Below are 25,003 nucleotides of genomic sequence, written 5' to 3'. Positions count from 1 at the left end.
GGAGAAGACGAAGAACTCGAAAAAAACCTGAATGTCAGCGTGAAATAATTTCCTGGCTGCCGTCCGGCAAGGTGCGCAGTGCGACCGGAAGGATGTGTGGCAGGGCCTTGAGCAAGGCATCGGTGTCGTCGGATTTGAACACGCTGGTCAGGCGCAGGCGACCCACAGCCGGCGTGCCGACCCGCAGCGGTTGCTCGCGGTAGCGGGACACTTCCCGGACGACTTCACTCAGCGAGGCGTTATTGAAGACCAGCTTGCCGTTACGCCAGGCAGTCAGTTCCTCGGTGTTCACGTCATAGGCCGCTGCTACCCGCCCTTTGCTGTCGACCTGGGTACCCAGGCCTGCCGTCAGCGTCACCACGTTGTCCACAGAGTGCCCCTGCACCTTTACGGTACCTGCCTCGACCATCACGCGGGTCTGGTCATCATCGCGGCGGACATCGAAACGGGTGCCGGTGACCGTCACCTGCCCGGCCCCGGCATCGACCACGAAGGGCCGGCGGGTATCGTGCGCGACGCTGAACATCGCCTCGCCCTGCTTGAGTTCCACGCCGCGCAGGTCCTTTTCATAGTGCACCGCGACCACGCTGCGGCTGTTGAGGTCCAGCACTGAACCGTCGGGCAACGCGACCTGGCGATGCTCACCCACACGCGTACTGAACTCGGCGCTGCAGGGTTCTGGATGATCAAGCCCGCTGAATAATCCCAGGCCCAAGGCAGCAGCGACGACACTTGCGGCCACCGCATAACGCAACACGGCTTGGCGCTTGGGGCGTTCGGCCGGCCCATCACAGAGCGCCTGCAAGCGGGCCTTGGGCAGCAGGTCAGTGGCGCTCCACATTCCCTGCAAGACATCGAATTCGTATGGGTGATCGGGATGCTCATTGCGCCAGGCCTCGAACCGTTGACGCTCAGAGGCACTCAGTTCGCCGTCTTGCAGGCGTACAAACCATTGCGCGGCTTCGTCGCGGGCACGGTTATCCATCATGGAAGGTCCTGTTTCAGAGCGAGCGTGTGTCATGGGGCCATCGCGTCCAGGCGGTCACGCAAATGCCGCAGGGTGCGGATCATATACTTTTCCACCATATTTTTAGACAAGCCCAGGCGCTCGGCGATTTCCTGCTGGGTCAGGCCCTCGATCTTCTGCCAGATGAAAATCCTGCGGCAGTTGAGCGGCAACTCGGCCAAGGCCCGTTCGATAGAGTCCGCCAACTGGATCGCGTGCATGAAATGCTCCGGGTCGCCGCCATGGGGCTGGCGCTGATCAAAGGCTTCCAACGCCATGGCTTCCCGCCGATCTTCGCGTCGGTAGGCGTCCACGGCGATATTTCGCGCAGTTTGATGCAGGTAAGCGCGCGGTTGCTCTACCTGGGAGGCGGTTGTCTCCAGCACTCTCACAAAGGTGTCATGGGCCAGGTCCTCGGCCTGCTGACGATTTCTCAGGCGGCGCGTCCAGGTTCCGATCAACTCTTCGTAGTGCTCGAAAAAGCCTGTTCTGCGGGGCGGCTGAGGGATCATCGCGGGAGCACTGGGGAGGCGGGGCATGAATAGTAATGCTTCCTATTAAGCGGAGCAATTGCTACCCGTCGACCGCGACACTGCCTGGAGACTAAAGCGCCTGTTTAAGGCGACTCAATTTCTCCCGGCTGCCGCACACGCTCATCTGGCACCATTTGCGCAGTTTGTTCTTGGAGATATCCAGGAATAGCCAATCACAGTCGGTGGCCGTGCAGCACTTCAAGGCGCGAAGATCACCGGACACCAGCAATTGCGTGGCCTCGATTGCCAGCCGTCCGATCAACATTGCACTCAGTTCCTGGGCAGAGGTGCAGGTTTTCCACGCCCAGGCCGGCGTTCCGTCAACCGTGCGCAGTACACGCCAGGCGGTGCCTTGCTGGAAATTCAGGTTGATCTGCTGCAAGGCGTCATCAGGCGCAGCCTGACGCAAGGACAACGGATAAAACACGGCATACAGGCATTCGCGGAACGCAATGATGGCGTCCAGATCCGGTTGGTAGGAAATAGGCGACTCAAACACCATGGCCTTGTATTCAGCGAACTCCTGGGCGGAGATCAACGAGGCGTGCAGCGCCCATTCAAAGAAGAACTGAAAACTGGTGAGCCGCTCTTCCATTACCTTGAGCGGCGACCCAGGGCGGCGGCCGTTGGTTGTATTGATGAAGTCCAATACCTGAACCCCGCCAATCAGACGGATGGATTTTGCAGTGCCGGTGAAATGCGTCATGCCTGCTCCTGAAAAAACGCGGTATGGCTGCGATGGCGCAGATTACCTTGTTTTCTGAACGTGCAGGCACCGCCACCTCGGCGCGAAGACCAGCGGCTATGTGCGCTCGTTGTTGCGGGCCATCCAATCGAGAATAGTCGCGACAGACTGTTCGACAGACAGCGCCTGGGTGTCCACGTGCACTTCTGGAAAGATCGGCACGTCGTAGTTCGAATCAATACCGGTGAAGTGTTGGATCAGCCCCAGGCGGGCTTTTTTATACAAGCCTTTAGGGTCACGTTGTTCCGCTGTTTCCAGCGGCGCGTCCACATACACCTCGACAAAATGCTCATTGCCGACAATGGCGCGCGCGTAATGCCGGCTGGCCGCCGACGGAGAGATCAGCGCCACGATCACCACCAGCCCAGCGTCCAGCATCAAGCGCGCCACTTCGGCGACCCGCCGGATATTCTCAGTGCGGTCGCTGTCGGTAAAACCCAGGTCCCGGCACAAGCCGCCGCGCACCGAGTCGCCGTCAATGATGCAGGTCAAGCGCCCCTGTGCCTGCAAGGCCCTGTCCAACGCATCGGCAATCGTCGACTTGCCGGCAGCCGAGATGCCCGTCATCCAGATGACCAAAGGCTTTTGCGGTATACGCGAGCGTTCGGCGCCGAGATGGCTGAACGCAAACGCATGCAGATTCCGGTCTGGACGTTCCGCAAAATGACTCATGGCCGCTCACCCTCCGTCACCGCCACAGGCGGTTTACCCAACAGGAATACCATCACGCATTGCACGAACAGCAACAGCGCAACCACCCAGTAGACGGTGGAGAACGAGCCGGTCAGGTCCTTGGAAAAACCGCCCAGGAAGTTGCCGCACACACCACCCAGGCCGATCAGCACATTGGCAATACCAAATGCCTGGGTCAGTCGGCTGACCGGCACGATTTGCCCGATGTAGCTGGGGACAAGCCCGAAGATGGGGTAGAACGCCAGCGCAAACAAAAATGCCGCCAGGTAAAACAGCGGGAGGCTGTTGAAGCTGAACACCAGGGTGGCGGCCAGCCCCGCACTCAGAAAGCACATGGCCAGCGACGCCCTGACGCCCACCTTGTCGGCAATCCATCCCACCAGAAAGCCCGAGGCCATGCCCACCGCGCCGATGGTGGTCCAGACAAACCCGGCGTCCTGCACCGACACCCCCAACTCATCCCGCAGGAACGGAGCCAGGTAAGTCTGGAACGGCAATAGCGCCATCCCATTCAAAAAGGCAATGGCCCAGGTCAGGTACAGCGAGCGACTCAACCAAGGTGCGTGGCTGTCGAAGGCCGTCGAACGCTGCCCGGAAAAGCCGGCGTCCTTGTCCGCCTCCATGTTGCGCAGCAGAAACCAGGCCACCACGCACAGGGCCACCGAGATCAGGCCCGCAGTGAGCCAGATCGAGCGCCAACCACCCTGCAGGGTGAGGAACGACACCAGCAAGCCATTGATGAACACGCCGTAGCTGGTGCCACTGGAAATCAGCCCCATGACCCGCGAGCGATTACCCGGGCTGAAGCCCTTAGTGACAATCTCCGCCAGCGGGATGTACACCGAGGCCGAGCAGCCGCCGAGCAAAATCAACAGCGCCCCGGATAACCAGACACTGTTGCTGACACTCAGCCCCAACAACGCCAGGGATGTCATCACCGTCGACACCAGGCTGATTTTCCAGCCTTCGAAAAAACGGCTGATATAACTGGTGACCGATGAAAACAGCAGGAAGCCGATCTGCGCGCCGCCGGTGATCAGGCCCACCGTGGTGTAGTCGAAACCGATGTCGCGGCGCATGTCCACCACCAGGTTGGCGAACAGGTAAACGCCAAACCCGTAGGTACTGGCCACGAACCCGGTCAACACCACTGCCAGCACGACGCTGTCCAACGGGCGCGCGCTACTTTGTACCCATGTGCTCATCAGGCTCTCCTTAAACGGCGCGCGCCGTGTGGATGACAAAATCACAATTCATCATGTCGTAGTCACGCTGGAAATCCCCGTAACTCTCATGGGCGGAAAATCCGGACTTGAGCACCTCCCCCTTCAACTCGCCCGGCAACAGCGGATAGACCTGCAACCGGTACTGCTCGGCGTTATCGAACGAGTAGATGAACTCACACACGTGTTCATCGACCTGCCCCAAGCCAACGGATGCGTGTGTACCGCAGTAATAGTAATTACCACTGGATTTGAACTTGCCTGCGCGAATGGCAAAGAAATTACGTTGATCCACAATCAGCAAGCCGCCCGGATTGAGCAATGCCCTGAACTTCTCCAGCACCTCCAACCGTTCATGGGCTGCAAACACATGGCACAGCGAACTGCCCAGGCACACCACGGCATCGAAGCGCCCGAGCTCAGCAGGATCGAGGGACTGCCAGTCCCGGTAGTGCGATTCGATCGCCAACCCGCGTTGCCGAAAATTCTCCCGGGCCTTGGTCAACATCGTGCTGCTGCCATCCGTAGCGACGACATCAAACCCCGCCTGTTTAAGCTGTACCGCATGAAAACCACTGCCCGTGGACACGTCGATCACCGACTTCACACCGTGCTGCCTCAGCAGGTTTTCAAAGAACCCGTTCTCCCCCGCCTTTCTTTTCTCCCAATCGATCAAATCATCCCAGCGTTCGACGAATTTTTTCGAGTATTGCGTTGCGTAACTGGCGACTTCGCTGCGCTTGTGCACCGACATCTGATTCATCACACACCTACCAGGTTGAATGTTTGAAAGACAGGTATTTGCTCGACAATTCGTGGGCAAACTCGGCGGACTGTTCGATGGACATGGTTTTCTTCGAGTACCCCAGCATCGCCTGCATCACCGCCATGCATTGCGGGTTATAGGTGACAGAGCCATCGCAATGAATTTCATCGATGCCATCCTGGCTCTGGCAGATGGTATTGATGCGCACCGCTTCGTCCTGGGGGCATTCGGCGCTGAACTGCACGTTGATCTGCCCCTCCTGCAACCACACCGGATAGCCGCCCGGCAACCCCAGCGGGCCGGGCGCGTGCACACGCACCGGCGTGGGCGAAAACAGCCCTTCGATCACGGTGACGGCCGAGCACGCCGTGAGGAACTGCCCATCGATACCGCCCAGGCGGCGGAACTCGGATTTAACCGTGGAAAAAATCGCTTCGGCCGGCAGGTGGGTCACGGCCGGGCGGTCGCGAACCTCATACAGCAAGCGGTAACTGGCACGCGGGGGCAAGCCGCCGCGCGGCACGTAGTGGCTGAAATAGTGCTGGGCATACAGGCACACCTGCACATCGGCAGGCTCACACTCGAGCAGCCGCGCGATGGAAAATCGCACTGCCGGGATCAGGTTGGCCACGTTGCCCACCCCGATATCCGGCGCCAGACCGACCCTGGCCAGGATCGGGTTGACCGCATCGGGAAAGGCCGCGTTGACTGTCCTGGTCACGATGCCGGAGGCTTTTACCGCCTGCATCAAGTGATGCATCAGCGTCAGGTGCATGGGAAGCCAGGGGCCGAACTGCGCCTGGTCGAGTTGCTCGAACGAGAGCTTGGGCAACCCGGTGATTACCCGCCACGATTGCAACGACGCGCAGTTCACCACCAGGTCCGGCGCCTCTTCACGCAGCACCCGCGTCACCCGGTCGATATCGGTGAGGTCGGCGATCACTGGCTTGATTGCGATGCAGTGCCCCAACTGCGCACACGACAATGCGACCAGGTTGCACAGCCGCAAGGTCGTGTCTTCATTACGCCCCAGCACCACGAATTCAAAGGCATTTTTCGGCCCGAGAATCTTCAGGATCTGCAGGCACAGGTTGCCTGCGCCCACCAGCAGCAGTTTCTTCTTGGGGGTTGACGGGCTCATCGTGGGTAGGCTCCGTTGTCCACCGCAATGACCTTGCCGGTGACATGACGCATGGCATCGCTGATCACCAGCAAAATGACCTCGGCAACGCCGCCGGGCAGGATCGGCTCCTTGAGGATTTCCTGGCGCGCGTACTCGGCGCGGCGGTATTCGGGGATGGTGTCGTAGATGGCGGTGTCGTGGATCAGCGCCGGCGACACCGCGTTAACCCGCACGAACGGCGCGAAATTCCAGGCGTTGGCTTTGGTCAGGCCGATCACTGCCGCCTTGGTGGCGCCGTACAAGGCATCGCAACTGCCCACTTCGCCGGCCACAGAGGCGATATTGACGATGCTGCGCGGCGCTTCGTGTTTCATTTCCCGTTCGGCGAAGTCTTTGGAGAGATAAACCAGTGCCTTGAGGTTCACCGTCAGGATTTCGTCCACTTCAGCATCGGAATAGGCGTAAACGCTTTTGCCGTGGTAAATACCAGCGTTATTAACTAAGGCATGAATCGTTGCGTGGCGCTCGTACAGTGCCGGTATAAAACCCTTGATCAGCGCATTATCAGAAAAGTCCGCGACATGGGTTTCCAATACATCCGCCGTGTAAGTGCGCTGTAACGCACACAGGCCTTCGGCGTCCTTGTCGGCACCGATGACGAAATAACCTGCCTGGATAGCCTTTTCCACAGTTGCCCGGCCAATCCCATTGGCCGCACCGGTGACAATCAACTTTTTCATACAACAATCCTTATTGGCAAAATTCATTCATGCGTGCGTAGAAGGGTCGGTGGTATTCGTAAAGGGCTTTTAATTTTGGCGACTGACCGAAAGCGTCCATATCGAGAGGTGGTGTGTGCGGCAACGCAATGCGCTCACTGTTCTCCGCCGCCACATGCCAACTTCTCCAGGTTTTCCACTGTCGCGGGCATTCGCGTTTCCATGTCATGGCATGGGGCAGAAATTCAATCTGCAAGTAGTCACACAGTTTACGAATGACACGCTCCGGCTCCGCGGCAAGGTCATCGGCATTAATCACATAAGGCACTTTTCCGATGAGTTTGGTCACCACGCAGAAAATCTCGTACAAGGCTTTATGCCCGATGGCCTGCACGGGCATATCGGGGTGTACCCGGTAATGGGAAATAATGCTGCTGGCGGGCTCGCGAATAATAAAAATATTGTGTTGTTGCGCCAGAAAGTCCCGGTCAACTTTCAAGTCATCCAGGCAGTGGTAACACATGTCTTTGTGAAACACATTGGCACTTTCCCGGGCCTTGAGCAGTTGCTCTTTTATGCCTTGATACGTGGTGGGCAAACTGTGATCCCACTCATCCGAAGGAATCACTGAATCTGCGGAAAATGCCATATGCGCAAACGGCTCGTGGAAGACCTCAAAATCCCCCCGCTCGAGAAACACACGCTCCAGCACCGTGGAACGGGAACGCGGGTGCGCCCACAACCCGACCATCTTGTTCATGCCAGCACCCCATATTCAGCAGCCAGGATGGCGTTGAGCGAGCGTGCGAAAGGCTTCGCTACCGGACACAGGCGCACGCAGTAATCGGTCAGGCGCCGATGCGCACTGTTGGCCTCGTTGCAGGCGTTGATAAACGCCTCATGATTGCCAAAGTCGTAGGGTTCGATGCTGTCGATGAAATAGGCTTCGCAGAAGTACGGAATGCGGATGAGCCTGGCGAACGTCTCCGCCGGCACCTGTTGAGGTTCGCGGGCGGGTGCCACCGGCTTGCCGTGGCTTTCACGCTCGATCAGAAACTCCACCACATCCGGCGTCAGCGTGTAGCACGTGGTCGTCAGCCCGGTCTTTTCCAGGTGCCAGCAGTGCTTGTGGCCACGCTCGTCAACGTCGACCTTGATACTGGAAAGCAGGGTTTTGACCGGCACTTTCGAGCCCGCGACCAACGCCTGTATCTGCTGGTAAATCATTAGCTCGGCCCAGCGCATGTCCTCCGGCCCCAGCGCCAGGCCACGCTCGGCGGCCTGCAAGGCGAACTCGGGCTGGCAGGAAAAACGCCCGATCATAAAGGTGATCACATACTTGCAACGGCCGGTGTCGACACCATTGCGGCGGGCACTGGCGATGCCCCGCTCTATTGCCTGGATTCCGGCCTGGAACTGCGAAACAGTGAAGCAGAACGTGATGTTGACCGAAACGCCTTGGGCCACCAGGTGTTCGATCGTCGCGAAACCCTCCTGGCTGCCCGGCACTTTCACCATCACATTCGCGGCCAGGCGATGCAGCTCCAGGCCTCGTGCGGTCATGCGTTCGGTGCACCGCACATCCGAAGGATCGACCTGGGCGCATATCCAGCCGTCGGCCTGAGCCGATTGAACCCACAGTGGCTTGAGCGTCGAGGCACCTTCAGCAATCACTTCGTTGTACAGCTGCTTGCGCAATTCCCCGGGAGACAGGCTGGCCAGGTTAAAACGCGACGACCAATACTCTTTCTTGTCGAGGATCGCCGCCGTCACCAGCCGGGGGTTGGTGGTCACACTGCTGAAGCCCCAAGGCTGGGAGAGATCCTGCGGCATCAACTGTTCGATATGGGCGGCCGCCGCCGGGTACTTGTCCAACAAATGTTTTTTATATGGTGCGTACACCACGGGCGACGAATCCCACCACACTTCCGAACAGGGATCATTACGTTTAAGTCGCTCTATATAACCCAGTGTGCCCACAACACTTGCTCCTTGAGTAACTTGATCAATGAGGGTCGGTAACTCACGCATATCGGCAAACGGTAACGCGCCGGCTTCGGCCAATATTCGATGTCGAGACACCGGACCAAAACCCAGGACTTGTATAGTGGCTGCAACGGCGGCTTGAATCCCTGTGACACTGTCTTCAATCACCAGCGCATCACAGGGCTCAACGTTGTAAGTTTCACACGCCGTTAAAAACACCAGCGGATCAGGCTTCCAACGCCCCAATTCATAACAACTGAATATTCGCCCCTCGAAATAAGGCAATAACCCCACAAGGCGTAAACACTGTTCAATCTTATTGCGCGGCGCACTCGAGGCCACGCAATAGGGAATCTCCAGCACGTTCAATACGTCAAGTATCCCATCGGTCGCTTTTACATTAAGCGTCAATGCTTCCAGCGCTCGAACTCGGAAGTCCTCTTCAAACTGAGGGGTCAAATAAATACCCAATAACTGTTCTGCCTCGCGCAGACAATCGGCAATCTTTCTTCCACGAAAGTGCTCAATGAAATACGCACTATCAAGTGTTTTGCCGTTCTGTACCTGAGCATTAAGCATGGCAATCAATACAGACAGGGTGATCTCTTCGCTTTGGACGAGTACACCGTCGCAATCGAAAATAACTAACTTGGGCAACGTCGTAGCTCCCTGCTCTGGTAGTTCCCCTATAGCTGCCGATAAACACATAGGCATCTCTTATAGGTGACTCCGCATGACTTCCGAACTACCAGCGGAACGGGTTGAGGTGTGCTTATAAGACACGGGGCAAAAAATCCTGTCAAACGCTTTTTAGCGGTTTTTTAGTATCTTATGGTTATTTTTTATTCTTCTGTTATTCCATTTTTCACCATGGTTGTAGTCGCTAATTTCACACGGCTGAACTTCCGTTACGCGCCGTCAGTCAGCTACTTGAACTCACGAATTTAAGGCCGGGTGGGCAATGCGTATCTCGTTGGAACAACAAGTAGCACTGGTCACGGGCGCCAGTTCCGGTATCGGCGCCGGTGCGGCCAAGGCTCTAGCGCAAGCCGGCGCTGCGGTGGTGCTGAATTACAACAGCCAGGCCGCGCCCGCCGAAGCCTTGGCAGAGCAGATCAATGCCGAGGGTGGCCGGGCGATTGCCATCGGCGCCGACGTGTCTAAAGAGGCCGATGTAGAACGCCTGTTCGCAAAGACCCTCGAAGCGTTCGGCCATCTGGACATCCTGGTGGCCAACTCCGGTATGCAGAAGGACGCAGCCGTGGTCGACATGACCCTCGACGACTGGAACGCCGTAATCGGCGTCAACCTCACCGGCCAGTTCCTCTGTGCCCGTGCGGCGGTGCGCCTCTTCAAGCGCCAGGGCATCCGTGAAGGCGTATCCCGTGCCGCCGGCAAAATCATCCACATGAGCTCGGTGCACCAGTTGATCCCCTGGGCCGGCCATGTGAATTACGCGGCGTCCAAGGGCGGCGTGGACATGCTGATGCGCACCCTCGCCCAGGAAGTCAGTGAACAGCGCATTCGCATCAACGGCATTGCGCCGGGGGCGATTCGTACGGCGATCAACCGTGCTGCCACCGAAGGTGCGGCGGAAAAAGAGCTGCTCAAGTTGATCCCGTATGGCCGGGTCGGCGACGTAGAGGACGTGGCCAACGCCGTGGTATGGCTGGCCAGTGACGCCTCCGATTACGTAGTCGGCAGCACCCTGTTCATTGATGGCGGCATGAGCCTTTACCCGGAGTTTCGTGACAATGGTTGATTTGAAAAACGAACCACAAAGCGCCATCGACGCCCATGGCATCATCGGCGATATGCGCAGCGCGGCGCTGGTGAACGACAAAGGCAGCATCGATTTCTTCTGCTGGCCGGAATTCGACAGCCCATCGATCTTCTGCTCACTGCTGGACACCCCCGATGCCGGCACTTTCCAACTCACCCCGGACCTGCCCAACGCCCGTCGCGAACAGATCTACCTGCCCGACACCAATGTGCTGCAAACCCGTTGGCTCAGCGATGAAGCCGTGGTGGAAATCACCGACCTGCTGGTCATCAGCGAAGAGATCGACGACTTGCCCCTGCTGATTCGCCGTGTGCGTGTGGTTAGCGGCACGGCCACCCTCCACCTGCGCTGCGCCGTGCGCCATGACTATGCGCGCGCCCCCACCGAGGCGAGCCTGGATAACGCCAGCATCTGTTTCAACGCCGATGGCCAGCCGGGCATGCGCCTGTGCGGCAGCCATCCGTTGCAGATCGAAGATAACGCCGCCGTGGCCCGCTTCACCCTGGATCAGGAAGAAGGCGCCGAGTTCGTACTCGGCGGCCAGGACGATGAACGTGTGGACAGTGGCTGTACCGACTTGGCGCTGGACCACACCTTGAAGTTCTGGCGCGGCTGGATCGCGCAGTCGAACTACCGCGGGCGCTGGCGCGAAATGGTCAACCGCTCGGCCCTGGCCCTCAAGCTGCTGACCTCGCGCAAACACGGCGCAATCATCGCCGCCGCCACCTTCGGCTTGCCGGAAACCCCCGCTGGCGAACGCAACTGGGACTACCGCTACACCTGGATCCGCGACGCCTCGTTCACCGTCTACGCCTTTATGCGCCTGGGCTTTGTCGACGAGGCCAACGCCTATATGCGCTGGCTCAAGGGCCGGGTCAGCGACTGCTGTGGGCAGCCGACCAAGATCAATATCCTATACGGCATCGACGGCCGCCAGGAGCTGCCCGAAACCGAGCTGAAGCACCTCAGCGGCCACGGCGGCGCCAAGCCGGTGCGCGTCGGCAATGGCGCGGTCGACCAGGTCCAGCTGGATATCTATGGCGAGTTGATGGACGCGGTGTACCTGGTCAACAAGTACGGCGAAGCCATCTCCCACGAGGGCTGGAAACACACGGTGGAAGTCGCTGACCAGGTCTGCGAAATCTGGAACCAGAAAGACGTGGGCATCTGGGAGATGCGCGGCGAGCAGCATCACTTCCTGCATTCGCGGCTGATGTGCTGGGTGGCCCTGGACCGTGCGATCCGCCTGGCCTCCAAGCGCTCGTTGCCGGCGCCGTTTGCACGTTGGGACCAGACGCGCCAGGCCATCTACGCCGATATCTGGAGCAACTTCTGGAACGAAGAGCGCGGGCATTTTGTGCAGCACATCGGCAGCACCGCACTGGACGGTTCGATGCTGCTGATGCCGCTGGTACGCTTTGTCGCCGCCACCGATCCGCGCTGGCTGAGCACGCTGGAGGCGATCCAGAAAAGCCTGGTGCGCGACGGCATGGTCTACCGCTACCGCAACGACGACAACGCGATCGACGGCCTGCAAGGCACCGAAGGCGCGTTTGCCGCCTGCTCGTTCTGGTACGTCGAGTGCCTGGCCCGCGCCGGGCAAGTGGAGAAGGCCCACCTGGAATTCGAACAACTGCTGCGCTACGCCAATCCGCTGGGTCTGTATGCCGAAGAGTTCGACAGCCAGGCCCGCCACCTGGGCAATACGCCCCAGGCGCTGAGCCATCTGGCCTTGATCAGCGCGGCGACGTTCCTGGATCGCAAGCTCAGTGGCGAGAAGACTACCTGGCAGCCCTGAGATCCAGTCAGCGCCCTGTCTTCACAGGCAGGGCATCCCGTCATGTCTTTCGACTAGAGTTTCAACACCTGACAGGAGCCCATCATGACCACCGTCCCCCCAATGCTCTACGTGCGCACCTCCATGCTCGATGTGGCGTATGAAGCCCACGGCCCTACCGACGGCGAGCCTGTAATCCTGCTGCATGGCTTCCCCTACGACCCTCGCGCTTATGACGAGATCGCGCCGGTGCTGGCCGAACGCGGCTACCGGGTGCTGGTGCCGTACCTGCGCGGTTACGGCCCTACGCGATTTATCAACGCGCAGGTGATGCGCTCCGGCCAACAGGCGGCGCTCGGCAAGGACTTGCTGGATTTCATGGATGCGCTGGCGATCCCGCGCGCCACCCTGGCGGGGTACGACTGGGGTGGGCGTGCCGCGTGTATCGTCGCGGCGCTGTGGCCCGAACGAGTGCGCGGGCTGGTGACCGGCGATGGCTATAACATCCAGGACATTGCCAGGTCGCTCACGCCACGGGCGCCGGCGACGGAGCATCGGTTGTGGTACCAGTTCTACTTTCACACCCAGCGCGGTGTGGACGGGCTGACGGCCAATCGCCGCGAACTCTGTGAGTTGCTGTGGTCGTTGTGGTCGCCGTCCTGGGCCAAGGGGCCGGGGCTGTATGGGCAGACGGCGCCGTCATTCGATAACCCGGATTTTGTCGAGGTGGTGATTCACTCCTATCGCCACCGCTTCATGTATGCGCCTGGCGATCCGGCGCTGGAAGCCATCGAGCAGGCCCTGGCGCGGCAACCGGCGATTGCGGTGCCGAGCATTTCGCTGTGCGGCGCCGATGATGGCGTGGGCCCACCGCCGGAAGAGGACGACGATGTGGAACACTTCAGCGCTTTTTACCGACGCCAGGTGTTGCTCGGTGTGGGCCACAATATTCCCCAGGAAGCGCCGCAGGCGACACTCGACGCCCTGCTTGAATTGCTCGCCTAGGCCACCGGCGAGAACCGCTCGCGGTAGGCCTGGGGCGTCACCGACAAGGCCCGCATAAAGCTGCGGCGCAAGGTTTCTTCGCAGCCGAAACCACACTGCACGGCGATGCGTTTGATCGACGCCGTGCTATCGGCCAGTTGCCGGCGCGCGCTTTCGACACGGATCAGTTCCACCGCGCGCGCGGGCGTCTGGCCGGTTTCGGCGCGGTAGTGGCGCACAAAGCTGCGCTCGCTCATCCCAGCCTGGGCGGCCAGGGTCGGGATACTCAGGTCGAGGGTCAGATGTTCGGCTATCCAGGCATGCAGTTCGGTGAAACGGCTACCGCCCTTTTGCAGGGACAGGGTCACGCTGAATTGCGACTGGCCGCCGGGGCGCTTCAGGAACACCACCAGGTGCCGCGCCACTTCCAGGGCCACGGCGCGGCCCAGGTCTTCTTCGACCAGGGCCAGGCACAGGTCGATGCCGGCGGTCACACCGGCGGAGGTCCACACCGCACCCTGCTGGATAAAGATCGGATTGGACTCCACGTTCAACGCCGGAAACTTGCGCGCCAGTTCTTCGCAACGGGTCCAGTGGGTGGCGACGCGGCAACCATCGAGCAAGCCACTGGCCGCGAGCAAAAACGCGCCTGTGCACACCGAGGCCATGCGCCGGGTGTGCCGGGCTTTTTCGCGCACCCAGTCCACCAGCGAAAGGTCTTCTGCGGCGCCGTACACCCCCCAGCCACCCGCGATTACCAGGGTGTCGCAGGGTTGGTCGACCGCGGGCAACGACTCGGCCAACAGCGCCAGGCCAGCGGAGGTCATGACCGGTCCGGCCTGGTCGGCGATCACCGTGACCGCGTAAGGCAACGGCAGGCCACGCTGGCGTGCCAGGTCATTGGCCGAGGCAAACACCTGCAACGGCCCGGTGACGTCGAGCACCTGGGCATTATCGAAAGCGAGTACGTGAACTATTCTGGGCATGATTGGCGTGATTCGTGGGCTCAATGGCGTATTCGCCAAAGCCTAGGCCGCTAGAGTAAAGCCGTCTACCCCTTTCTCGGAGCTTCATTCATGACCTTGCAGATCGGCTTTCTGTTGTTCCCCGGCATTCAGCAACTGGACCTGACCGGCCCCTACGACGTATTGGGTTCGCTGTCGGACGTGAAGCTGCACCTGGTGTGGAAGGACCTGGCGCCGGTCACGTCCAGCACGGGCCTGGTGTTCACCCCGACCATGACCTATGCCGACTGCCCGAAGCTGGATGTGATCTGCGTGCCCGGCGGTTCCGGCGTGGGCGCATTGATGGAAGACCCGCAGACCCTGGACTTCCTCAAGGCTCAGGCGCAGACCGCGCGCTACGTGACCTCGGTGTGCACCGGCTCGCTGGTGCTCGGCGCGGCGGGGTTGCTGCGCGGGCGCAAGGCGACGACGCACTGGGCCTACCACGACATGCTCGCTCCGCTCGGCGCCATCCCGGTACAGGAACGTGTGGTGCGTGACGGCAATCTGTTCACCGGCGGTGGCATTACCGCAGGTATCGACTTTGCGCTGGTGCTGGCGGCGGAGTTGTACAGCGAAGCAGCGGCGCAACTGGTGCAGTTGCAGATTGAATACGCGCCGGCGCCGCCGTTCGATTCAGGCAGCCCCGACACAGCGCCCACGCATGTGCGGGAAGAAGCCAACAAACGCACTGCCGAATCGCGCAGGGTGCGCGGTGAAATCGTCGCGCGGGCGGCGGCACGGTTGGGCTGAACCTGTATAAGTCAGGCGGGACGAGACATCACCGCCAGGCGCACCGCCAGCACGGTCAGCACCGTCGCCAAGCCCCATTTCTGTAGCCAGGCGCCTTTTGGGCGCCTGGCGAAGAAGCGGCTCAGCGCCCCGCCGAAAATACCCAGCAGCACGTGAAACACCCCAGCGATCAAGGTCAGCACGCCGCCCAACAGCATCAATTGCACGGCGATGGAGCCGGCCTGCTGCCGTACGAACTGCGGCAAAAACACCACAAAAAACAGCAACGCCTTGGGGTTGAGCAGGCTGTTCAGCATCGCCTGCAGAAACACCCGGCCAAGGGGCACGCGGTGCAGGGAGGCAGGGTCCAGCCCAGGTTTTTTCTGCAGTGTTTTGAACACCAGCCACAGCAGGTAGACCACCCCCGCATAGCGGATCACGTCAAAGGATGGCGGCCAACTGGCGACCAACGCCGTTACCCCGGTGGCGGTCAATGCGGTCAGCAGCATGTCGGCCACACCGATGCCCAGGGCCGAGGCCACTCCCCCGCGCCAGCCGTGGGTGACGCCATGGCTGATCACAAAGGCCATATTCGGCCCCGGGGATAACAGCAACAGCAGAACAGCACCTGAAAAAACCGCCAGGGTCGCAAGGTCGATCATGCTCAAGCCTTCCACCGGAAAAAGCCTGCAGATTAGTGCGTGCGCCCAGGGCGAACAAAAAATTGTGCTGGATACATTGTTCATCGGTAATTGCGAATGGCCACGGCCAGCGTCTAGAATGCGAAACATTATCAATTAAGACTGCTGCGCCAGGATGCCCATGTCGAGCGATCACCCACTGGACCATGCCGCCATCGGCCAGCTTTACCACAGCCATCACTCCTGGCTGCGCGGCTGGTTGAGCCGACGCACCGGTTGCCGTGAACGTGCCGCCGACCTGGCGCAGGAAACCTTTGTGCGCCTGCTCAACGCACGCAAGCAGCAGGCCGTGCTGCAGCCGCGCGCGTACCTGAGCAGCATCGCCCGCAGCTTGATGATCGACCAATACAGGCGCCGTGAACTGGAGCGCGCCTACCTCGAAAGCCTTGCGCATTTCCCCCAGGCCGACGTGCCGTCGGAAGAAACCCGCCTGCTGATTCTCGACAGCCTGGAACGAATCGACCGCCTGCTCGACCAGCTCAAGCCGCGGGTGCGTGAAGCGTTCCTGCTGGCGCAACTGGACGGCCTGACCTGTGCCCAGATCGCCCTGCGCCTCGGGGTGTCCAAGGCCACGGTGGAGCGTGACCTGTCCAAGGCGCTGCACGCCTGCTATCGGTTGCGCTATGCCGACCTCTGACCCGCGCCTGGTCGACCAGGCCATCCAGTGGATGATCAAGCTGCGCTTCAACGTCGCCGACGACGCCAGCACCGCTGCGTTCGAGCGCTGGCTGCACACCAGCGCCGAACACCAGCAGGTCTGGCAGCGGGTGGCGACGATGAATGATGAGTTCAGTCAACTGCCCGCGCAGGTCGGCCGCCACGCCCTGCGCGGTGCGCGGCAACGTATCAGCCGTCGCGAAGGGTTGAAATTGCTCGGCCTGGTGGCCGGTGCTGCCGGCCTGACCTGGCTCGGCCGCGACTACACCCCGCTACCCGCCTTGATGGCCGACTACCGCACGGCTACCGGCGAACGGTGTTGGGTGGCGTTGAACGACGGCAGCCGCATCCAACTTAACAGCGCCAGCGCATTCGACACGGCGTTCAATCAGGAGCGGCGCCTGGTGCAGTTGCGCCAGGGTGAAATACTGGTCAATACCAGTGCCGACAAGCGGCCCTTCTGGGTACAGACCCGTGACGGTTACTTGCGCGCCCTCGGCACGCGCTTCCTGGTGCGCGAAGACGCCCAAGGCACAATGCTCGCCGTGCAACAGGGCACGGTGGCGGTGTTTGCCGACAACCACGCCGCCAGCGTGCGCCAAGTGATTGAACCCGGCGAACAGGTGCTGTTCGACCGCAGAGGCATTCGTTCTCTTGTCGCCAATGGCCTGGACCCTTGGGCCTGGAGCGATGGCGTGATCAGCGCCCGGAACATGCGCCTGGATGCTTTCCTCGCCGAGCTGGGCCGCTACCGCAACGGCCTGCTGCGCTGCAGCGAAGCGGTGGCCGGGCTGCGGGTGTCGGGCACTTATCAGTTGGACGACACCGATCAAGTGCTGGGCCTGGTAGCGCAATCACTCAAGCTCGATGTCACTTACCGCAGCCGCTACTGGGTGACCGTCACACCGCGCGTCTAACTTTCTCGAAAATAAATGAGGTGAATTCTCATTGCCGCTCGACCTGTAAGGAAAGGCCGATCAACAGGCCGGTTCTGTTCACTTCCTTCAGGAGCATCCCGCGGTCATGCAAGCGTTCCCCTCCCCACGTTCACCCCTCAAGCACGCGGTGCACGCCGCTTTGCTCGGCGCGTGCCTGAGCTGCGCAACCGCGCCGCCGTTCGCATGGGCCGAAACGCCGGCCAGCGACACCCAGGCCCGCGACTGGAACATCGCCGCCGGCTCCCTGGCCACGGCACTGGACCAGTTCGCGCGCCAGGCCGCCATTAGCCTGTCGTACGACGCCACCAGCGTCGCCGGCAAGACCAGCCCGGGCCTGAGTGGTCGCCTGGACCGCGAACAGGCGCTCGGCCAGTTGCTGCGTGGCCAGGGCCTGCAGGCCCAGCGCCAGGGCAGCAGTACCTGGCTGCTGTTGCCGCAAGTGGCCGACAGCGGCGCGCTGAACCTGGGCGCCACTACGGTCACCGGTGAGCGGTTGGGCGCCACCACCGATGGCACCGGAGCCTACACCACGGGCGCGGTGACGATCGGCAAGGGCGAACACAGCCTGCGGGAAACGCCGCAATCGGTGAGTGTGATGACCCGCCAATTGATGGATGACCAGAACCTCACCACCATCGATGACGTGATGGAACGCACGCCCGGGATCACCACCTACGAATCGCCCATGGGCGGCAAGTATTTTTATTCCCGTGGTTTCAAGATGCTCGGCCAGTACCAGTACGATGGCGTGCCCCTGGACATGGGCAAGGACTACGTGCAGGCCGACAGCTTCAGCGCGAACATGGCGATCTATGACCGCGTGGAAGTGCTCAAGGGTGCCGCCGGCATGCTCAAGGGCGCCGGCACCGCCAGCGGCGCGGTGAACTTCGTGCGCAAGCGGCCCCAGGCCAAGCCCACCACCAGCCTGTCGCTGTCCGCCGGCACATGGGACAACTACCGCGCCGACGTCGACACCGGCGGCCCGCTGAATGAAAGCGGTACAGTGCGCGGCCGCGCGGCGATCAGCCAACAGAATCGCGGTTCCTACATGGACATTTCCAAGCGCCAGGACCAGGCGTTCTACGGCGCCCTGGATGTCGATCTCAGCGCCGACACCACCCTGGGCTTCGGCGCCAGCTATGAAGACGTCGACGCCACACCGTGCTGGGGCGGCCTGCCGCGCTATGCCGACGGCAAAAGCGCCAACCTCAGTCGCTCCACCTGCCTGGGCCAATCCTGGAACGACTGGCAAAGCCGGCGCACCACCTTCTTCGCCGACCTCACCCACCACTTCAACGACGACTGGAAACTCAAGGTTGCGGCCGTGCACAGCCGCAACCTGCAAGACACCAAATACGCCGCCAGCGAAGGCACCATTGCCTATGACAACCCAACGCCTACGGCCAACTCCTATGCGGCGCTGATGGACTACGACCACAAGGACTTCGGCCTCGACGCCTATGTGGACGGCAAGTTCGAAGCCTTCGGCCTGGAACACGAACTGATCCTCGGTGCCAATGGCAGCCGTGGTACCCAGGACGATGTGTACGCGATCCAGAACCTGCCCAGGCGCCAGAGCATCTACCAACCCGACCACCACTTCCCGGAACCGGCCAACAGCACCTTCTGGCCGAATATGTATCGCGGCGGCACAGTGAAGGAAACCGCCACCCAGTACGGCGCCTACACCACCTTGCGCCTGCGCCTGGCCGAGCCGTTGATGTTTATCGTAGGCAGCCGCGTGAGCTGGTACGAAAACCGTCGCCAGTCCAACAACCTGGCCTGGGGCGAATGGGCCTTGCAGGATGCACGCACCCGGGAAACCGGTGAAGTGACGCCGTTTGCCGCACTGATCTACGACCTCAACGAACATCTGTCGGTGTACGCCAGCTACGCGGATATCTTCCAGCCGCAAAGTTCCTATGCCACGCTCGATGGCGCCGCGCTCAAGCCGAAGATCGGTGACAACTACGAGCTGGGTATCAAGGGCGAATGGTTCAACGGGCGCCTCAACAGCTCCCTGGCGCTATTCCGCGCCGTCGAGAAAAACGCGGCCGAATCCGACTATATCGCCCAGTGCCCGACCTCTGCCGACGGTTATTGCTACACCGACAGCGGTAAGGTGCGCGCTCAGGGCGTGGAGGCGGAAATCAGCGGTGAAGTCCTCGAGCGCCTGCAGGTATCCGGCGGCTACACCTACACCCAGACCAAGTCCCTGAAGAATATCGATACCGCCTTGGAGGGCGGCACGTCCAACACCTACGTACCTCGACACATGCTGCGCATGTGGGGCGACTACCAGCTCGACGGTGCACTGTCGAAATGGAGCGTGGGCACCGGCGTCAACGCCCAGAGCAGCAATTACCGCGTGCAGACCATCAAGCTCGAGCAGGCGGGTTACGCGATATGGAGTGCACGCCTGGCCTACCGCGTAGATGACACTTGGACGGTGGCACTCAATGGCAACAATCTGTTTGATAAAACCTACTACAACACCGTCGGAACAGCCTCCTGGGGTAACTTTTATGGCGAGCCGCGTAATTTTACGGTGAGCTTGAAAGGCAACTTCTAATCCGGCGAAAGTCCCGCTGGCAGGGCACTTAGTACGCCCTGCCAGCCTCTCCTTGTGCCCTTTTCCTACTGCCTTCCAAAAAGGTTTTTCCATTAAACAGGAAAAATCCCACATTTGTTTCTACACTCAAAAACACACCCCCATCACCGAATGCCCGACAAGGAATGTCAATAAAATGCCGACAAGATGACTTACAAACCCGTCTGCCATGCCACTTCCGCAGCACAGTCAATTAATTGACTGACACATAAAGGGAACACGCCTTTAGTCGCCACCCCCGCAAAACAATTCAAATGGATAGCTCGTTTTGGATTATGCATTTGGATTGATAGTTGCGTATTACCCAGAGTTGCCGTAGTTCGAAGCGCCCTTTAAAGCGGCCGGTGCTTTATTGAATCACTCAACGGACAACTGCCTCTGGTGTGCAATGAGGGATGTTTTATGCAAGAAAAGTCGTCCGTCGACAGCCTGTTTTTAACGCGCGCCGGTTTTGTTGAATTCTTTGTTGTTTTCGTCAAGTTCATACATGGCCTGAGTGCCATTTTGCCCCCGCTGATCCTGGTGATGTTCATCGACCCGATGGCCCCTGAAATGCGCGGGCACTTTCTCGGCCTGCTGGTATTTTTTGCGGTCCTGACGATCATTCTGTTCCAGGCCCTGGGTATCTATTCCGAAGAACTGTTCAGCAACCGCCTGCGCCTGAAAACCAAGGTCAAGGCCTGGTCGGCGGCGTTTTGCATCCTGTTGTTCATGTACCAGATCCTGCAGTTTTTCCCGCAGTTAACCCCGCGTAACCTGGTGGCGTGGTACGTCGCCAGCCTGGGGTTGTTCTGCCTTGAGCGCCTGCTGATGCTGCGCCTGTACCGCAGCCTGATGCGCAAGGGCAAATACCTGCAACGTACGGTGATCCTGGGCTTTACCGACACCGCCGTGCACGTCGCCGAGCACCTGCAACGCAACGGTGATATCCGCTCCGGCCTGGTCGGTTTTATCGACGATCGCACCGAGCGGATCCCCAAGGAATTGAGCAACCTGCCCCTGCTCGGCAACACCCGCGAGCTGGAGAAACTCATCCGCGCCGAGCAGGTTAACCAAGTGATGATCTGCCTGCCCTGGGCCGCCGAGCAGCGCATCCACGGGCTGGTCAATCGCCTGCGGCAAATGTCGGTGAATGTGATGCTGGTGCCTGACATGGCCGCCCTGCGCTACGGCCATAGCCGCATCACCGACGTGGGCGGCATCCTGATGTTCAACACCTCGCAATTGCCGTTGCGTGGCTGGTCGCCGGTGATCAAGCGCCTGGAGGATGTGCTGCTGGCCAGCCTGGCGCTGCTGGCGCTGTCCCCCCTGATGGTGGCGACGGCGCTTGCGATCAAGCTCGACTCCAAAGGGCCGATCCTGTTTCGCCAGAACCGCTTTGGCTACAACGACAACGAGATCCGCGTGTTCAAGTTCCGCTCGATGTACACCGACCAGAGCGACTTCACCGCCGAGCGCCAGACAACCCGCGCCGATCCGCGCATCACCCGGGTGGGGCGCATCATCCGCAAGACCAGCATCGACGAGCTGCCGCAGTTGTTCAACGTGCTGCTGGGCAACATGTCCATGGTCGGCCCGCGCCCCCATGCCACGGCGACCAAAGCCGCCGGCGTGCCCTTCGAAGTGGCGGTGAGCGAATACAGCTCGCGCCACCGCGTGAAACCGGGGATTACCGGCTGGGCGCAGATCAACGGTTACCGGGGTGAGACCGACACCCTGTTCAAGATCCAGAAACGTGTCGAGTACGACCTGGAGTACATCTCCAAGTGGTCGGTGTGGTTTGACCTGTACATCGTTTTCATGACGGTCCCGGCCGTCCTTTCCACCAAGGAAGTCTATTGATGAAGACCCTCAACGGATTAATTCCCTGCATCGTTTCCGGTGGTTCGGGCACCCGACTGTGGCCGGTGTCGCGGCAGAACATGCCCAAGCCCTTCATGCGCATGCGCGATGGCCAGAGCCTGCTGCAAAAAACCTTCCTGCGCGCGGCCAAACTGCCCGGCGTGGAAAGCGTGCTCACGGTGACCAACCGCGACCTGTTGTTTCGTACCCTCGACGACTACCGTGGGGTGAACAACGCCCGCCTGCCCCTGGACCTGCTGCTGGAACCGTTCGGTCGCAATACGGCGGCCGCTATCGCCGTGGCGGCCCTGCATGTGCAGGAGCATTTCGGCGGCGATGCTCAGTTGCTGGTGATGCCCGCCGACCATCTGATCCTCAATGAAGTCGCGTTCGCCGAGGCCGTGACCCAGGCCCGCGACCTGGCCGAAGCCGGCTACCTGGTGACGTTCGGCATCCAGCCCGACCACCCGGAAACCGGCTTTGGCTATATCGAACAAGGCGAGCCACTGAGCCAGGGCTACCGGGTCAAACGCTTCGTCGAGAAACCCGACCTGGCCACCGCCCAGGCTTACCTGGACGGCGGCAAGCACCTGTGGAACGCCGGCATGTTCTGCTTCAAGGCCAGCACCCTGGTGGACGAACTCGCCGCCCACGCACCCGACGTGCTGGAGGCCGCCCGCGCCGCGCTGGAACACAGCCAGAGCCTGCAAAACAAGACTTCGCGCCAGCGTGAACTGGAGGCGGATGCGTTCGGCAGTGCGCCGGACATTTCCATCGACGTGGCGCTGATGGAAAAGTCCAGGCAAGTCGCCGTGGTGCCTTGTGACATTGGCTGGAGCGACATCGGTTCCTGGGAGGCGTTGCGCCAGCTCACCCCCAGCGACGCCCATGGCAACCAGGTCAATGGCGAGGCGATTTTGCATGACGTGCACAACTGCTACATCGACTCGCCCAAGCGCGTGTTGGGCGCCGTGGGGGTGCGCGACCTGATCATCGTCGACACCCCCGACGCGCTGCTCATCGCCGACGCCCACCGCAGCCAGGATGTGCGCTACATCGTCGCCGAACTCAAGCGCCAGAACCATCCGGCGTACAGCCTGCACCGCACCGTCACCCGGCCGTGGGGCACCTACACCGTGCTGGAGGAAAGCAGCCGCTTCAAGATCAAGCGCATCGTGGTCAAGCCCCTGGCCTCGCTGTCGTTGCAGATGCACCACCACCGCAGCGAACACTGGGTGGTGGTGAGCGGCGCGGCACAGATCACCAATGGCGACCGCGAGTTCCTGATCAACGCCAACGAGTCCACCTACATTCCGGCCGGGCACAAACACCGGCTGACCAACCCCGGCATCATCGACCTGGTGATGATCGAGGTGCAAAGCGGCGAGTACCTAGGCGAAGACGACATCGTGCGCTTCGACGACATCTACGGCCGCGCGCCTGCCGAGGTGAAAAAATGACATGCGCACTTCACTGATCATTCCCACCCGTAACGCCTCCAGCCACCTGGCACGCCTGCTGCCGGCGCTGAAGATGCAAACCCTGCAACCTGACGAGATGCTGGTGGTGGACAGCGCCTCCAGCGATGACACCGTGGCACGCTTTCGCGCGTTCGGTGCACGGGTCGAGGTGATCGACGCCCGTGACTTCAACCACGGCGGCACCCGGCGCTGGGCCAGCGAACAGGTAGGTGGCGACGCACTGATCGTAATGACCCAGGACGCCATCCCGGCGACGCCCGAGACCTTTGCCAACCTGCTCGATGAATTGCAGCAGGACCCGCTCAACGGCGTCGCCTACGGACGGCAATTGCCCCACCCCGACGCGGGCGTGCTGGGCGCGCAATCGCGGCACTTCAACTACCCGGAACACAGCCGCAGCAAAAGCCTGGCCGATGCACCGGAGCTTGGGATCAAGACCTGCTTCAGCTCCGACTCTTTTTCCGTGTACCGGCGCAGCGTGTTGCAAGCAGTGGGTGGTTTCCCTGCCGACGTGATCGGCAGCGAAGACGCCTTTGTGGCCGCGCGCATGCTGCTTGAGGGCTACAAGGTGCGCTACGCCGCCACCGCGCTGGTGCATCACTCCCACGATTACAAACTCATGGACGAGTTTCACCGCTACTTCGACATTGGCGTGTTCTACGGCCGCGAGCCGTGGATCAAGCAAGCCTTTGGCGACGCGGGTGGCGAAGGCAAGCGCTATGTGCTGGCCGAACTCGCGGCCCTGCGCACAGCCGGCGCCTTGCACCGCGTGCCCGAAGTGCTGGTGCGCAGTGCATTCAAATGGCTCGGTTACCGCCTGGGCCATCTTGAGCGCCGCCTGCCCCTGGCCATCAAGCGGCGCATCAGCATGTTTCCCGGTTATTGGAGGTGAGCAGCATGACCCACAGGAAGTCCCCCTTGATGAAGCGAAGCGTGCTCGTCCTGGCCATGCTGGCCCTGGCCGCCTGCAATACCCCGGCGCGCATCGAGCCGCCGGACAGCAAGACCGTCGAGGACGGCAAGCGCGCCCTCGACCAATTGGCCCAGTTGCCTCCTGCTGTGGAACGCATCCGTATCGGCGACCAGTTGCGCATCGTCCGCGATGCCGGCGAGATGCCGACACTGTCGGCGTTCAACGTCAGCACTATCTACGAGCTGACGCTGTACACGGTGCAGACCGACGGCAAGATCAACTACCCGTTCCTGGGGCCGATCCAGGTTGCCGGACGCCAGCCATCGGAGCTGGCCACCCAACTGACCCGTGAACTCGCGGCCACCTACCGCGAACCCCGGGTGACGGTGAACATCAACCAGGCGCCGGGCAACTCGGTGATCGTCGGCGGCGCGGTGAATAACCCGACGGCGGTGCAGATTGCCACGGCCAACACTCTGGAACAGGCGATTGTCGGCGCCGGCGGCGTCAGCCCGGCAGGCAACGCGAGCATGGTCGCGCTGCTGCGCGAAGATGCTCAGGGCGCCTATCGCGCCTACTTCCTCGACTTCAGCCAGCTCCTCAAGACCGGCGCCAACGGGCGCAAACCGGTGCACCTGCAACGCGGCGATGTGGTGTTCGTACCCAAATCCAACGTGGGCGAGCGCATCCAGGGCGTGGATACCTACATGAACCAACTGATCCCGTTCACCAAGTCCATCGGGGTTGGCTACAACTACACGCGCACCAGCGGCGGCAGCAACTAAA

23 protein-coding genes and 1 pseudogene are annotated in these 25,003 nt (G+C 61.0%); 11 read left to right on the top strand and 13 right to left on the bottom strand.

Going from position 1 to position 25,003, the window contains the following annotated elements; all coding sequences use genetic code 11:
* Window positions 1-34 precede the first annotated feature (34 nt).
* The 11 genes and pseudogenes from M2397_RS27345 to M2397_RS30325 all read right to left on the bottom strand — a co-directional run.
* A complete protein-coding gene (locus M2397_RS27345) occupies window positions 35-988 on the bottom strand; it encodes a FecR family protein (RefSeq protein ID WP_259244811.1) in 954 nt (317 codons plus the stop codon).
* A 29-nt stretch (window positions 989-1,017) separates the two neighbouring features.
* A complete protein-coding gene (locus M2397_RS27340; RefSeq protein WP_131700030.1) occupies window positions 1,018-1,518 on the bottom strand; it encodes a sigma-70 family RNA polymerase sigma factor in 501 nt (166 codons plus the stop codon).
* Window positions 1,519-1,609: 91 nt separating this feature from the next.
* Window positions 1,610-2,245, bottom strand: a complete 636-nt coding sequence (locus M2397_RS27335) for a CGNR zinc finger domain-containing protein (RefSeq protein WP_184746690.1) — start codon at window positions 2,243-2,245, stop codon at window positions 1,610-1,612.
* 96 nt (window positions 2,246-2,341) lie between these two features.
* Complete coding sequence (gene cysC, locus M2397_RS27330) at window positions 2,342-2,956, bottom strand: adenylyl-sulfate kinase (protein ID WP_145337072.1); 615 nt, start codon at window positions 2,954-2,956, stop codon at window positions 2,342-2,344.
* Window positions 2,953-4,182 carry a nitrate/nitrite transporter gene (locus M2397_RS27325; protein ID WP_145337071.1) on the bottom strand — a complete coding sequence of 410 codons (1,230 nt, stop codon included), beginning with the start codon at window positions 4,180-4,182 and terminating at the stop codon, window positions 2,953-2,955. The genes cysC and M2397_RS27325 overlap by 4 nt, the downstream gene beginning before the upstream one ends.
* 10 nt (window positions 4,183-4,192) lie before the next feature.
* Window positions 4,193-4,963, bottom strand: coding sequence for a bifunctional 2-polyprenyl-6-hydroxyphenol methylase/3-demethylubiquinol 3-O-methyltransferase UbiG (locus M2397_RS27320; protein WP_131700034.1), 771 nt, complete (start codon window positions 4,961-4,963; stop codon window positions 4,193-4,195).
* 7 nt (window positions 4,964-4,970) lie between these two features.
* Complete coding sequence (locus M2397_RS27315) at window positions 4,971-6,107, bottom strand: hypothetical protein (RefSeq protein WP_131700035.1); 1,137 nt, start codon at window positions 6,105-6,107, stop codon at window positions 4,971-4,973.
* Window positions 6,104-6,829 (bottom strand): SDR family oxidoreductase, encoded by a 726-nt coding sequence (locus M2397_RS27310; RefSeq protein WP_131700036.1) that lies wholly within the window; start codon window positions 6,827-6,829, stop codon window positions 6,104-6,106. Before M2397_RS27310 ends, M2397_RS27315 begins: the two co-directional genes overlap by 4 nt.
* 10 nt (window positions 6,830-6,839) lie before the next feature.
* Window positions 6,840-7,568 (bottom strand): sulfotransferase family protein, encoded by a 729-nt coding sequence (locus M2397_RS27305; protein ID WP_259244810.1) that lies wholly within the window; start codon window positions 7,566-7,568, stop codon window positions 6,840-6,842.
* The gene (locus M2397_RS30330; RefSeq protein WP_131700072.1) at window positions 7,565-8,788 is read right to left on the bottom strand and encodes a transaldolase family protein; all 1,224 of its coding nucleotides are present in this window, start codon (window positions 8,786-8,788) and stop codon (window positions 7,565-7,567) included. The genes M2397_RS27305 and M2397_RS30330 overlap by 4 nt, the downstream gene beginning before the upstream one ends.
* A gap of 123 nt (window positions 8,789-8,911) precedes the next feature.
* Window positions 8,912-9,502, bottom strand: a pseudogene (locus tag M2397_RS30325) (HAD family hydrolase); the annotation flags it as partial.
* 253 nt (window positions 9,503-9,755) lie between these two features.
* Here M2397_RS30325 and M2397_RS27295 point away from each other — a divergent pair.
* From M2397_RS27295 to M2397_RS27285, 3 genes are all read left to right on the top strand, one after another.
* Complete coding sequence (locus M2397_RS27295) at window positions 9,756-10,556, top strand: glucose 1-dehydrogenase (protein ID WP_131700038.1); 801 nt, start codon at window positions 9,756-9,758, stop codon at window positions 10,554-10,556.
* Entirely contained in the window at window positions 10,549-12,375 is a 1,827-nt protein-coding gene (locus M2397_RS27290) for a glycoside hydrolase family 15 protein (RefSeq protein ID WP_131700039.1), read from the top strand. The genes M2397_RS27295 and M2397_RS27290 overlap by 8 nt, the downstream gene beginning before the upstream one ends.
* A gap of 84 nt (window positions 12,376-12,459) precedes the next feature.
* Window positions 12,460-13,359, top strand: coding sequence for an alpha/beta fold hydrolase (locus tag M2397_RS27285; protein ID WP_145337069.1), 900 nt, complete (start codon window positions 12,460-12,462; stop codon window positions 13,357-13,359).
* On the opposite strand, the gene M2397_RS27280 is transcribed toward M2397_RS27285, so the two are convergent.
* Window positions 13,356-14,324, bottom strand: a complete 969-nt coding sequence (locus tag M2397_RS27280; protein ID WP_259244808.1) for a GlxA family transcriptional regulator — start codon at window positions 14,322-14,324, stop codon at window positions 13,356-13,358. The two genes, M2397_RS27285 and M2397_RS27280, sit on opposite strands and share 4 nt — an antisense overlap.
* A gap of 90 nt (window positions 14,325-14,414) precedes the next feature.
* On the opposite strand from M2397_RS27280, the gene inhA reads away from it, so the two are divergent.
* Complete coding sequence (gene inhA, locus M2397_RS27275; RefSeq protein WP_259244807.1) at window positions 14,415-15,095, top strand: isonitrile hydratase; 681 nt, start codon at window positions 14,415-14,417, stop codon at window positions 15,093-15,095.
* A gap of 11 nt (window positions 15,096-15,106) precedes the next feature.
* Here inhA and M2397_RS27270 read toward each other — a convergent pair whose 3' ends face one another.
* A complete protein-coding gene (locus M2397_RS27270; RefSeq protein WP_145337066.1) occupies window positions 15,107-15,736 on the bottom strand; it encodes a LysE family translocator in 630 nt (209 codons plus the stop codon).
* Between the two features lie 160 nt (window positions 15,737-15,896).
* On the opposite strand from M2397_RS27270, the gene M2397_RS27265 reads away from it, so the two are divergent.
* The 7 genes from M2397_RS27265 (at window position 15,897) to M2397_RS27235 (ending at window position 25,002) form a co-directional block, all read left to right on the top strand.
* Entirely contained in the window at window positions 15,897-16,412 is a 516-nt protein-coding gene (locus M2397_RS27265; RefSeq protein ID WP_131700044.1) for a sigma-70 family RNA polymerase sigma factor, read from the top strand.
* A complete protein-coding gene (locus tag M2397_RS27260; RefSeq protein ID WP_259244806.1) occupies window positions 16,399-17,349 on the top strand; it encodes a FecR domain-containing protein in 951 nt (316 codons plus the stop codon). Before M2397_RS27265 ends, M2397_RS27260 begins: the two co-directional genes overlap by 14 nt.
* Window positions 17,350-17,455: 106 nt before the next feature.
* The gene (locus tag M2397_RS27255; protein WP_184746675.1) at window positions 17,456-19,942 is read left to right on the top strand and encodes a TonB-dependent receptor; all 2,487 of its coding nucleotides are present in this window, start codon (window positions 17,456-17,458) and stop codon (window positions 19,940-19,942) included.
* A gap of 441 nt (window positions 19,943-20,383) precedes the next feature.
* On the top strand, window positions 20,384-21,823 hold the full coding sequence (locus M2397_RS27250) for an undecaprenyl-phosphate glucose phosphotransferase (RefSeq protein WP_259244805.1): 1,440 nt from the start codon (window positions 20,384-20,386) through the stop codon (window positions 21,821-21,823).
* Window positions 21,823-23,283: a mannose-1-phosphate guanylyltransferase/mannose-6-phosphate isomerase gene (locus M2397_RS27245; RefSeq protein WP_259244804.1), complete on the top strand. Its 1,461-nt coding sequence runs from the start codon at window positions 21,823-21,825 to the stop codon at window positions 23,281-23,283. Before M2397_RS27250 ends, M2397_RS27245 begins: the two co-directional genes overlap by 1 nt.
* Before the next feature lies 1 nt (window position 23,284).
* The gene (locus tag M2397_RS27240) at window positions 23,285-24,196 is read left to right on the top strand and encodes a glycosyltransferase family 2 protein (protein WP_259244803.1); all 912 of its coding nucleotides are present in this window, start codon (window positions 23,285-23,287) and stop codon (window positions 24,194-24,196) included.
* Window positions 24,197-24,225: 29 nt separating this feature from the next.
* Window positions 24,226-25,002, top strand: coding sequence for a polysaccharide biosynthesis/export family protein (locus M2397_RS27235; protein ID WP_259244802.1), 777 nt, complete (start codon window positions 24,226-24,228; stop codon window positions 25,000-25,002).
* The last annotated feature ends 1 nt before the right edge of the window (window position 25,003 follow it).

Source organism: Pseudomonas sp. BIGb0381 (assembly GCF_024809815.1).
Taxonomy (GTDB): domain Bacteria; phylum Pseudomonadota; class Gammaproteobacteria; order Pseudomonadales; family Pseudomonadaceae; genus Aquipseudomonas.
This window is presented reverse-complemented; position numbering and strand designations above follow the sequence as displayed.